Consider the following 12,199-nt stretch of genomic DNA (forward strand, 5'->3'; position numbering starts at 1 on the left):
AGAGTGGCTTTGAAATCTAAGCTAAAAGTATTGGAAAGCGATGAATTAACCGCGACAATTTGGCGTATTAGGCACTTGTACATTCGCATCCCATTCACTTTGAGTGAATGTGTGAATCGACAAGGCATGCACGCCATTCGCTAGCTCATGGGCTAAGTGAGTATTAACCAATCGATGCCGTGCCAAGAGACGTAAACCATCAAACTGCTCACTCACGAGCACAACTTTGAAATGGGTTTCCGAATTCGGTGGCACATGGTGACGATTACTTTCGTTGATCACTTCTAAGTGAGTCGGCGAGAAGCCTTCAGTTAACTTCTGCGTGATAGTGTTAGCCACTGTGCCCTGCGCATGAGTATTGGACATATTCGAGTCTCAGAATGGGGAAATCCAGTGGCCGCAGAGTACTGCTTCAGACAGAAAAGATCAAATTCACTTAGTCTGTTTGCTGCTCAATAACCACTTTATAAGTCATCTTATTTAGCAGGCCGTTCACCGCCACCAGTAATAAACAGGAGGCAATGAATAGCTGTCATTTAACAACAGGCATTTAGCCATGGAAATTAACGATGAGTTGCCTAAAGGTGTAATTCCAACGGGGCTCTTTTACTTTCAAACGTTTAGGTAAGCTGTGCAGCCAATCGTTTTGCATAGGCCAGTGCATGATTAGCAGATCACCGCTATGCAAACTGATGCAGTGCTTGGTTTGGCTATGTTTATGCTTAAGCACAAAATCCCGCGTGGCGCCTAAGCTAATAGAAGCAATATGGCTGCCACGGGCAATTTCCGGTTCATCATCGCTATGGGCGCCCATACAATCTTTTCCATCGGCGTAACGATTGACTAATACTCCATTACTCGCCAAACCATAATCCCGCGCTAACTTATCCCTCAACTTCTGGGCATATTTAGGCCAAGGTAAGGCGCGGATAAACAGTCCTGAATATAAATAGTCACAGCCCAAATCGCCAAACCACACTTGCTGGCGAGGAATTGCGTGAAACTGACCAAATACTTGGATTTCGGGGCGACTTAAGGGATAAGTCTGCGCTTCTTTCATCAACGCAAGTTGCTGCTCAGCATTAAGATAACCCCGCACTAAGGTGATGGGCGGTATGGGTTGTCCAGTCTTGTTCAAACCGTGATCGGTAAGATTCAAACTTAGCTGTAAATCAAGACCCGCTTCATCATCAAGCTCAGAAAATAAATCGTAACCTTGGTTGTCACGCCGCTCATTATCTTTAGCCATCAACCTACTTGTCCCCCGCAACTATCGATCCGTTTGCTTGCCGCTTCGTCCATAGCAGGGCTAACATTAGCTCTTGATGCTGAGCCGTCGCACTGCGCCATGAAATCTGCGATAATCTGCGCCTTAATTTATTGGCGCAGTGTGGCACATGACAACACAATTTTCAGTAGCGGGTGTTGAACTCGAACTCTTACGGTATCCAGCTCAGCAGGAATCTAATCTTCAAGCTTGGGATGCCGCCGATGAACACTTACTCAAAAGCCTGATTGAGTCAGAGCAAGCCGCCGTGCCAACCGCCATTATCAACGACAGTTTCGGCGCTTTAAGCTGTGGTGTATCGAAACTGAATCCAAGTTGGCCACTGTGTGTTGAAACCGATGCCAGAACCAGCTTTTTAGGCACAGAGCAAAACCATGGCCGCAATCAGTTGCCGCTGGATAACCTGCAATGGTTTACCAGCCGCGATACCTTGCCAGAAAACTTAGCCTTAGTATTGATGAAGTTGCCTAAAAACTTAAGCTACTTTGCCCACCAGCTAACACGCTTATCGCAAGTGTTACCCGCTGGCACTCGTGTATTAGTGGCAGCCAAAGCCAAATCGATAAATGGCGCCTTGCTCGATGTCTTTGCCAAGCATTTAGGCCCAGCAAGCGCCAGTTTAGCGTGGAAAAACACCCGAGTAATTACCTGTGTCAGCGATGGTAAACCCAGACCATTAGCCAAAGAAGTGACTTGGACCTTACCTGAGTATCAACTTGAGATCAGCAACTTAAGTAATGTGTTTGCCGCCAACAAACTCGATATTGGCGCACGCATCATGCTAGATAATCTGCCCAAAGGGGATTTTAAGTCGATTGTTGATCTCGGCTGTGGCAATGGCGTGCTGGGGTTACGCACCGCCCAGTTATTCCCAGAGGCTGACATTCACTTTATCGACGATTCTGAAATGGCGGTCGCATCAGCCAAGGCAAACTGGGCACGTAATCAATTGCCTGCAGATAAAGGCCACTTCTATTGGGACGACTGCATGACGCATCTGCCAGAAGAAGTGCAACCGGATCTGGTGCTATGTAATCCGCCCTTCCATCAAGGCGAAGCCATTACCGATCATATCGCGTGGCAGATGTTTTTAGATGCTCGCCGCCGCTTAAAAGACGGAGGTATTTTACATATCGTCGGCAACCGCCATCTGGCTTACCATGTGAAATTGCAGCGCTTATTTAAAAACTGCACCACAGTCGCCTCCAACGGTAAATTTGTGATCCTGCAGGCGCAAAAGAAATAACCCTGCCACTATTTAGTACTTTAATCAGAGCCAGTTAGCACTTTAATCAGAGCCAGCAATGTCTGGCTCTTTGTTGAACTAAACCCGCTAAAATATTGTTCTACACCACTATCAGCATTTTTCCACATTCGCTATGGCTAGCCGAAATCCCCTGTCGCAAGTACAATCCAATTGCAAAGGTGCTTAAGTCCTTAAATTCTTAAACGCTGAATGTCTTTAAGCTATTAGGCACTTAACTAGGATTGAGATATGCCGTTAAAGGATGACGTCGCCCAACTAAAAGCTGAGCTGGCACAATTACAGTCGCTGCATTTATCGCAGCAATCTTCGCTCAGCCGTCAATTGGCAGAATTTTCAACTAAGCTCGATACCTTAAGTCAGCAAATTGCGACTGAAGACGCCTTTGATACCACTGTCAGTATGGCGGCAGATGCAGTATCGATTGCGGCTGTGCTCCCTGCCGCAGATAACACGCCCGCATTAGCCTATGCGGCACACACACCAATCCTTGAGTCTACTCCCGTAGCGCCTGCTCAAGCAGAACCCAACCCATGGCAGCAAAACGCTTTGCAAGAAGACCCTTGGCAAAGAAACACAAAAAATACCTCAGCAGAACAAACCGCCAAAACCAAACACCAAGCGCAAGACCAACAACTGAGTGATGAAGTCAAATTACAGGCAAGCGTGCAAGTGGCGAGTCAATTTGACGATCTGTTATCCCAGGGATTAGCGACCATCATGGCGCCCTTTGGCGCCATTACCGAACAAATCAAATCCTTCTACCATCATTATCAAGCCAAGGGATTAGGCCCAGTCTTCTTGATGACAGTCGCAGGGATCATCACCCTGACATTAGGCTTTGGTTATTTACTGCAATATTCCATCAACCATTGGTTCTCAGAACTGGGCAAAGCGCTACTCGGGTTTGCCAGCGCGAACGCTATCATAGCTGGCGGGATTTTTATTCGCCAAAAACGTGCGGGCATGGCGGACTTTGGTTCTGGGATAGTCGGATTAGGCCTTATACTTAACTTTCTCTGCGCTTACTTTATTGGGCCGTATTTTGAAATCATCCCCAATAGCGCGAGTTTTATCTTACTGCTAATAATCACTCTAGCAGGTTATGGTCTATCGATGCGCTTAGATGCCAAAGTCATTGCCGTCATCGCCTTGGTCGGCGGCTCGACCGCGCCTATGATGTTGTTATCCCAAAGCTATGCACCACTGCTGTATCTTCCTTATTTACTGCTTATTGGAATTGGCGCCCTTGCCCAAAGTTATAAGCTTAAGTGGCCGTTATTACTGGAAATCACCGCGCTGCTGCACATTAGCTGCATCGAAGCCTTTAGCTATTTTGTGCCACTGCCACTCACCGACTTTGGCGGTGGCAGTCTGCTGGCGCTTTTCAGTATTAATGCGACCTTTTATCTCTACGGCATCACCGGCCTACTATTTTCCCAGCAGTTTAGCCATCAAGATAAACAACCAAGCAACACGCTAAGCCATCGCATGCTCGCTTTGCCAATAGCATTGCTCGCCTTTGTGCTATTCGAATTAACGCAATTCACTGAGTTCGCAGGGGAAATCTTCGCGATCAACGCGCTGATTTGTGCTGCCCTCTATTGGCAGCTAAAAAGCCGCTTAGAAAAAGCCCGCAGCGGCTTATTGTTAGTCTTTGCAGGAAGTTTTGCCGGATTTGCAGCACTGTATTTACTTAGCCATGATTTCCTCGGCTTAGTCTTACTGCTCGAAGCCTTATTACTGTTATGGATTGGCACCAAAGAAGAGCTGGTTTCAGTGCGCGCCGAAGCTTATGTACTACTGCTAATGGGATTAGGGTTAAATGCGTTTAGCGTGCTTGATAGCATGGCACTGTTAGAATCCAGCATATTAGATGCCTTGGCAATTTCAGCTTTGTCGGCCTTTGGCGTTTCGCTGATCGCACTGGCCTTAAGTTGCGCCGCCTTAGTCTTTGCCATTCGACTATTAACATTCACAAATGCGCCGCTTTCTGCGTTAGAACATCAGCTTTGCAGAATATTAAAAGAACTATTAAGCGGTTTTTATGTGGCGACAATTATCCTCGCGGCTTACCTTTTGAGCAGCGATTACTATCTCGCTATCTTGCCGCTAGTTAGCCTATTACTGCTGTACTTAAGCGCAAAGGACAAACTCGTTGTCAGCGAATTTGCCGCTTGGCTCTTACTATTGCCACTGCTGTTTAAGGTTGTTGAAGGCATAACGCTCGCGGACAGTTTTAGCTTTAGCGCCCAGCCGCTCATGGCAAAACTGGCACGAATTGAGTTATTTACCGCCTTACTCTTGGCCCATTATTGGTATCGCCGCCACTATAAAGATGCCCTATTTGCCAAAGCCGCTTATAGCATGCAAATCTTCTGCTATTTGCTGCTGCCGCTTATTCTGCTGCCTAAAGTTATCCGCAACTATTGGGAATATACCGCGATTGCCCTCTGGCTGAGCACCTTTATGAGCCTAGGTTTAGCCTACTTTATTAAACATAAGAGTTTGAACATTGAGGCCAAAATCCTCACTTGGCTAGCGGTTCTGATGACCGCCTCGCTATGTCTTATTCACGTTTGGCAAGGACTCGCGGCGCTGGTTATTGGTGTCCTCTTTATGGGCTTTACCCTGCTTCGTTACCGCCAATTACCCGAAACATGGCGCCCCTTGCTGCAACTTCAATGGCAACTAAGCCCTTATTACTTTGCACTGGTATTAGCCGTGATCGTTTATGGCTTTAATCATTCAGAGCTCGTCGGAATAGCCATGACAGCATTGGCCTTAAGTGGTTATTTTGCCTTGCTTATCCAAAAAAGTTTAAGTAAAAGCGCTGAAGGCCAAGCCTCACATAGCATGAAGTTAACTCTAGTAGCCCAAATCCAAGCCGCAATAAAGGAAAGCTACCATCTCGCCTACGGCCTAACGTTAGGCTTAGCCCTGTTGCCCATCATGCTGCATTTTGAGATCACACTCGGGCTCAATCGTGATAATGCCTCGTTTGTGTTAATCGAGTTTTTATCACTGGCACTCCTAGCAAGGCTTATCTTGCAGCACGGCGCAGCAATACGCTTACATAGACGTATCTTACCGTTACAAGGACTTAAGTGGGGTTGGCATCTACTGCTCGCCTTGAGTTACTTCATGTGGAGTTATAGCTTCGATAACATGATTGCCGCCCCACTCAGCGCGATTTTATTGGTTATCCATGGCAGTGTGTTGATGTTTATCAGCTTAAAACCACAAAATGCCGATATGATCCGCCTCGCCGCTGGGCTATTTATCCTATCGACGCTCAAGGTGCTATTACTGGATATGGCGTCCTTCGAGCTAGTGCAAAAAGTCATTGCCTTTATGCTGATCGGGGTTATTTTGCTGACCGTTTCTTACTTCTACCAGAAGGCGAGAAATCGACTGCAGCAAGATTAACGTCGTTTTTTAAAGTACTAAAAAAGCCGCTATCGAATTGAATCTATAGCGGCTTTTTACTGTTAACGATTTAATAAAGCGATGAGGTATCGGCTATTTGACATGGGCTACTCAATAAAAACTACTTTCTAACCAGTGCCTTATCGAGCGCCTGCGCCACATCGTTAATGATATCGTCAATATGCTCAATCCCAACCGAGATACGGATAAGATCTTCAGACACGCCCGCCCTTGCCAGTTCATCTGCATCGAGCTGTCTGTGCGTAGTACTCGCAGGGTGACAGGCCAAGGATTTCGCATCGCCGATGTTCACTAAACGCAGGATCATCTGCAGCGCATCGATAAAACGTCCGCCAGCAATTTTACCCTCTTCAGGCGTGGCCGCTTTAATCCCAAAGCTAATGATCCCAGAGGCTTTTCCGCCAGTGATCTTGTGGCAATTATCCTGATAAGGGCTGCTCGGCAAGGCGCCGTAATTCACCCAACTCACCGCCGGATGCAACACCAAATATTCGGCTAATGCTAGCGCGTTCGAGCAATGGCGCTCCATTCTAAGGCTTAAGGTTTCAAGGCCTTGCAACAGTAAAAATGCGCTGTGCGGTGAAAGCGCGGCGCCGGTATTACGTAGCGGTACCACACGGCAACGACCAATAAACGCCGCAGGGCCAAAGGCTTCGGTATAAACCACGCCATGGTAAGAAGGATCGGCTTGGTTGAGTAAGGCAAATCTTTCTTTATTTGCGACCCAATCGAACTTGCCAGAATCGATAATCACCCCGCCAATGGTCGTGCCATGGCCACCAATATATTTAGTTAAAGAGTGGATCACGATATCGGCGCCATGCTCAAAGGGGCGACATAACACTGGGGTTGCGACCGTATTATCGACAATTAAAGGCACGCCATGCTTATGGGCAATCTCGGCTAAACGCTGTAAATCGACAATATTGCCCGCGGGATTACCAATCGATTCGCAGAACAAGGCCTTAGTTTTGTCGTCGATCAGCTCATCGAGGCTTTCAAAGTCATCGAAGGCCGCCATACGCACTTCAACGCCTTGGCGCGGCAGCGTATGGGCAAACAGATTGTAAGTGCCGCCATAGAGCTGACTGGTGCTGACAATATTATCGCCAACTTGAGTCAAGGCTTGTATCGCATAGGTAATCGCCGCCATACCCGATGCCACAGCCAGCGCACCTATGCCGCCTTCAATGGCTGCCAGACGTTGCTCTAGCACGCTAGTAGTCGGATTCATTATCCGCGTATAAATGTTACCCGCGACTTTTAAGTCAAATAAATCAGCACCATGCTGGGTATCATCGAAGGTATAAGAGGTGGTTTGATAGATAGGTACCGCGGCCGCTTTTGTGGTCGCTTCTGACTCATAACCGTAGTGTAATGCCAGTGATTCAAGCTTCATTTTGCCTTCCTTCAACAGAGTGCTGTCCTTGTTCGAACCCAAAGGATTACACAAGATTTGTGCATGTTCAACAAGCTAACAGATAGACATCTGGAAGTCTAAAACTTTTTTATTCCAGCATTTAACTTCTGACACCATACCTCAAACTACAAGGCGGGCTAACATCGCGGACTAACCTAACAAGCTAGCATAACGAGCTAGCATAACGAGCTAACATAACGAGCTAACATAACGAGCTAGCATAACAGGCTCATATAAAAAGCTAACCTAACGAGTTAGCGCGAATAGTTACGGATAAGTTCGGCCAGCACCACGACAGCAGAGACTATCTCTGGCGAGCACTCGTATGAGGCATTCAAGCGCATAAAATGGCGGAACTCGACCTGATTACTAAAGAGATTTCCAGGAGCTACACTGATCCCGCGCGCTATCGCCTGAGAATAAATTTGTGTCGCATCCATGTGTGCTGGCAGCGCTAACCAAAGAAAATAGCCGCCTTGTGCAAAGTTAACCCCCACAGACTCGGGCAGATGCGCGCGCAATAACTGGTACATGGCCAATTTGCGATCGGCTAACTTTTTACGTAACTGCTTCAAATGACGCTCATATTGTGCCGACTGAATAAAGTCGGCGATGGCAAGCTGCATGGGCGCGCTGGTCGATAGCGTCGACATTAACTGTAATCGTTGTAACTGAGGTGCATAGCGCCCCGCCGCCACCCAGCCGACACGATAACCTGCAATCAAAGACTTAGAAAATGAGCCACAGTGCAACACTCGTCCTTCGGTATCGAAGGCTTTTACTGGCCTTGGCACGCTAGCGTCGACATAAAGCTCTTGATAAACATCATCTTCAATCAGACTAACCTTATGCTCATTTAGTAACTGATAAAGCGCCTGTTTTTTAGTATCTGACAAGCTGCAACCTAAGGGGTTTTGATGCTGGCTCATCAGCCAGCAGGCTTTTACTGGGTAAGTTTTTAACACTTCCGCTAGCGCCTCGAGATCAATCCCCAGTTGTGGATCCGTCGCGACCGCAATGGCCTTAAGCTTAAGCCGCTCAATCGCCTGCATCGCGCCATAAAAGGTCGGGGATTCAATGACTACCCAATCCCCCGCTTGAGTCAGGGTCGCTAAACTCAAGTTCAGCGCCTCCATGGCGCCCGAGGTAATGATGATTTCGTCGGGTGAAATGCTCATACCCAATTTGGCATAACGTTGGGAAATCGCCTTACGCAGCCCCGCATTCCCCGGCGGTAAATTATCGGCGGCAAAAGACGGTGACATGTGCCGAGTGACCTTAACTAACGAGCGCGCCAACGCTTGCTGCGGGAATAAACTGGGATCGGGAAAACCTGAACCAAAGGGCACTATGCCCGCCTGTTTTGACGCCTGCAAAACAGAGAAGACGAACTCGTTAATATCGACTTTATCAGAGAGATAAATCTGCCGCTGACGGTCGGGATAGCGAAAGGTTTCTGGCTGCGGCGCCACTAAATAACCCGATTTTGCCTGCGCCGTAATCACGCCTTGGCTTTCCAATAGCTGATAGGCATTAAGCACTGTCATCAGGCTCAAACCCGAATCAGCCACCGTTTGGCGCAGCGACGGCAACTTGTCCCCCGCCTGCCAGACGCCTTGGGCTATTCGTGTCTTTAATTCCTGCGCTAACTGTTCATATTTCGCCATCTGTTATAGCCAAATCAATATATTCTGTGTCTGTTATAGCCAGCTTATCCCATGCTCTAATGGCACACAAGCTTTCACCGCTGGGCCAATATTAGGTTCAGTGGACACTGCATTAATGAATGCCTTTGTAACGAGACTATTATCTCTCGAGGAAATTATGTTTGATTTTGATGCCACTGTACTTGCTAGGATCCAATTCGCTTTTACTATCTCTTTTCACATTATTTTCCCCGCCATCACTATCGGCCTCGCCACTTATTTAGCGGTATTAGAAGGCTTATGGTTGAAAACGGCGAATCAGGTGTACCAACAACTCTATCAATTTTGGTCGAAGATTTTTGCTATTAACTTCGGCATGGGCGTGGTCTCTGGCATTGTTATGGCCTACCAATTTGGTACCCATTGGAGCGCGTTTTCCGCCTTCGCGGGCAGCGTGACTGGGCCGCTACTCACCTATGAAGTGCTTACCGCCTTCTTCCTCGAAGCGGGGTTTCTGGGGGTCATGTTATTTGGTCAGCAGAAGGTCGGCAAAAACCTGCATTTCTTCGCCACTTGTATGGTCGCCACGGGCACTATTATCTCAACCTTCTGGATCTTAGCGTCAAACAGTTGGATGCAGACGCCCCAAGGTTTTGAAATCGTGAACAATCGCGTCATTCCTGTAGATTGGTTTCAGATAGTGTTTAACCCGTCATTCCCCTATCGTTTAGCCCATATGACAGTGGCGGCCTTTATTTCGTCGGCTTTCTTTGTCGGCGCATCGGCGGCTTGGCATTTGCTCAAAGGTAACGACACGCCAGCAATCCGTAAGATGTTGTCTATGGCGATGTGGATGGCGTTAATTGTCGCGCCGCTGCAAGCTGTGATTGGTGATTTCCATGGTTTAAATACCCTTGAATATCAACCTGTAAAATTAGCAGCGATGGAAGGCCATTGGCGTAATGAGGGCGATAAACCCACACCGCTGATCTTGTTTGCCATTCCTGATATGGACGCAGAGAAAAACCACTTCAGCCTCGAAATTCCAGGACTGGCGAGTCTGATTTTAAAGCACGATTTAAGCAAACAAGTGCCCGCCTTGACTGAGTATCCCGCCGAGGACAGACCCAATGTGTTGTTAGTGTTTTGGAGTTTTAGAGTCATGGTCGGCTTAGGCCTATTGATGATTTTTGCCGGACTGTGGAGCGCTTACCTCAGACGCAAAGGCAAGCTCTACAGCAACAAACATTTTCTGCGATTTGTACTGGTGCTCGGCCCTGCAGGACTGCTCGCGACACTAGCGGGCTGGTTTACCACCGAACTTGGCCGCCAACCATGGGTGATCCAAGGGTTGATGCGTACGCAAGATGCCGTGTCTTCCCACAGCGTTACCCACCTGAGTATCAGCCTAGGGATTTTCATTGTCAGTTACTGCGGCATCTTCGGTGTGGGTTATCGCTATATGATGCGACTCATCCGCAAAGGGCCAGATATCGCAGCAACAAGCCATTAATTTTAAAGTCAATAAATCTAGTTTTACTTATTTAATCTTAAACATATTTAAGGGCTCACCATGGAATTCGATTTACCCTTGATTTGGTTCGGGATCATCATTTTTGCCACCTTGATGTATATCGTGATGGATGGCTTTGATCTCGGCATCGGCATACTGTTTCCCTTTATTCACGACGAGGACGACAGGGACATTATGGTCAATACCGTCGCCCCCGTTTGGGATGGTAATGAAACCTGGTTAGTGCTCGGTGGCGCTAGCCTGCTCGGTGCCTTTCCCCTCGCCTACGCCATAGTGCTCGAAGCGCTGACGATACCGCTGCTTATTATGTTGCTGGCACTGATATTTCGCGGCGTGGCGTTTGAGTTTAGATTTAAGTCGGGCGCAGAAGCTAAACCATTCTGGGATAAAGCGTTTATGTTCGGCTCTATCACTGCCACCTTTTCACAGGGCGTAGTACTGGGGGCGTTTATCTCAGGTATTTCGGTCAGCGAGCAGCAATTTAGCGGCGGAAGTTTCGATTGGTTAACGCCTTTCTCACTCTTCTGTGGATTTGGCCTTATGCTGGCCTATGCGCTACTCGGCGCGACTTGGCTGGTGAAAAAATGCCAAGGCGAACTTAAAACGACCATGCAACAACTTGGCAGAGCACTGACCTTATGCCTACTTATGACCATAGGCTTAGTCAGTTTATGGACGCCTTTTGTGCAGCCCAATATTGCCCTGCGCTGGTTTAGTTTACCGAATTTATTCTACTTTGCCCCAGTGCCCATACTGGTATTAGCCTGCGGCTGGGCCTTGATGAAATCTTTGCGCCGCGATGATAACTATCAGCCATTTCTGCTCACCTTATGCCTAGTTTTTTTAGGTTTTAGTGGACTCGGGATCAGTATCTGGCCACACATTATTCCGCCCAATATCAACCTTTGGCAGGCGGCCGCGCCCGATAGCAGCTTAAGCTTTATGCTCGTCGGCGCGCTGATGATCATCCCGCTGATTTTGGTTTACACCTTTTGGAGCTACTACGTGTTCCGCGGCAAAGTCACTAAAGATGCAGGCTATCACTAGCCATGACTCAGTTAAAAGAGGCTTCCCAAAACGCGACCTAAGCTAATTTGGCTTAGGTCGCTAATTCACTTTAGATAACTTTACACATGCTGGAGATAAACATGACGACCCCAACTAAATCCCTCAGCTATCGACTCGGCTGGTTAGTGCTCATTTGGTGCACGAGCGTCAGTTGCCTGTTCCTCGTCTCCATGTGCATTAAAATACTGTTGAAAGGCGCGGGATTAACCACCTAAGTGGATACCCGATATTTACCATTTAAACGCACACATTAAGGCTTAATTCAGTTAGCTTGCATAGCATAGCGTTAAAATATACTTAATCCAGAATTCAGATAATAACTGCGACACTCTAATTGAGGTGTAGAAGAAGCCAACTGCTGAAAAGTGGTACGCTTTATCTCGCCAAAGTAAAAGAGTATCGCCATGAATTATCAACAGTTGACCGAAGCAAGACGATACCAGATTTCCGTGCTGTTAGAACAGGGCTTTTCGATAGTACACATAGCTAAATGCATTGATTGTCATCGCTCTAGTGTCTATAGGGAAGT

Annotated in this window: 10 protein-coding genes; 6 read left to right on the forward strand and 4 right to left on the reverse strand. The window is 47.5% G+C overall.

The annotated features are described in order from the left end of the window. Positions 1–45: 45 nt before the first annotated feature. The gene (locus K5Q99_RS10680; protein WP_106651435.1) at positions 46–366 is read right to left on the reverse strand and encodes a BolA family protein; all 321 of its coding nucleotides are present in this window, start codon (positions 364–366) and stop codon (positions 46–48) included. Positions 367–550: 184 nt separating this feature from the next. Further along, entirely contained in the window at positions 551–1,249 is a 699-nt protein-coding gene (locus K5Q99_RS10685) for an alpha-ketoglutarate-dependent dioxygenase AlkB family protein (protein WP_220776851.1), read from the reverse strand. Between the two features lie 148 nt (positions 1,250–1,397). On the opposite strand from K5Q99_RS10685, the gene K5Q99_RS10690 reads away from it, so the two are divergent. Together K5Q99_RS10690 and K5Q99_RS10695 are read left to right on the forward strand one after the other, a co-directional pair. Further along, on the forward strand, positions 1,398–2,534 hold the full coding sequence (locus tag K5Q99_RS10690) for a methyltransferase (RefSeq protein ID WP_220776852.1): 1,137 nt from the start codon (positions 1,398–1,400) through the stop codon (positions 2,532–2,534). Between the two features lie 249 nt (positions 2,535–2,783). Further along, positions 2,784–5,981, forward strand: a complete 3,198-nt coding sequence (locus K5Q99_RS10695; RefSeq protein WP_220776853.1) for a DUF2339 domain-containing protein — start codon at positions 2,784–2,786, stop codon at positions 5,979–5,981. Positions 5,982–6,102: 121 nt separating this feature from the next. Here K5Q99_RS10695 and K5Q99_RS10700 read toward each other — a convergent pair whose 3' ends face one another. Further along, a complete protein-coding gene (locus K5Q99_RS10700) occupies positions 6,103–7,401 on the reverse strand; it encodes an O-acetylhomoserine aminocarboxypropyltransferase/cysteine synthase family protein (RefSeq protein ID WP_220776854.1) in 1,299 nt (432 codons plus the stop codon). Positions 7,402–7,676: 275 nt separating this feature from the next. Continuing rightward, positions 7,677–9,089 (reverse strand): aminotransferase-like domain-containing protein, encoded by a 1,413-nt coding sequence (locus K5Q99_RS10705; RefSeq protein WP_220776855.1) that lies wholly within the window; start codon positions 9,087–9,089, stop codon positions 7,677–7,679. A 157-nt stretch (positions 9,090–9,246) separates the two neighbouring features. Here K5Q99_RS10705 and K5Q99_RS10710 point away from each other — a divergent pair, with 157 nt between their 5' ends. From K5Q99_RS10710 to K5Q99_RS10725, 4 genes are all read left to right on the forward strand, one after another. Beyond that, positions 9,247–10,581: a cytochrome ubiquinol oxidase subunit I gene (locus K5Q99_RS10710; protein WP_220776856.1), complete on the forward strand. Its 1,335-nt coding sequence runs from the start codon at positions 9,247–9,249 to the stop codon at positions 10,579–10,581. A 60-nt stretch (positions 10,582–10,641) separates the two neighbouring features. After that, positions 10,642–11,649, forward strand: coding sequence for a cytochrome d ubiquinol oxidase subunit II (gene cydB, locus K5Q99_RS10715; protein ID WP_220776857.1), 1,008 nt, complete (start codon positions 10,642–10,644; stop codon positions 11,647–11,649). 101 nt (positions 11,650–11,750) lie between these two features. Then, on the forward strand, positions 11,751–11,885 hold the full coding sequence (locus tag K5Q99_RS10720) for a DUF2474 domain-containing protein (RefSeq protein ID WP_006080444.1): 135 nt from the start codon (positions 11,751–11,753) through the stop codon (positions 11,883–11,885). Positions 11,886–12,074: 189 nt separating this feature from the next. Beyond that, the coding region (locus tag K5Q99_RS10725) for a helix-turn-helix domain-containing protein (RefSeq protein WP_220776858.1) at positions 12,075–12,199 on the forward strand (125 nt) is incomplete at its 3' end.

The organism is Shewanella hafniensis (assembly GCF_019655335.1).
GTDB classification, from domain to species: domain Bacteria; phylum Pseudomonadota; class Gammaproteobacteria; order Enterobacterales; family Shewanellaceae; genus Shewanella; species Shewanella hafniensis.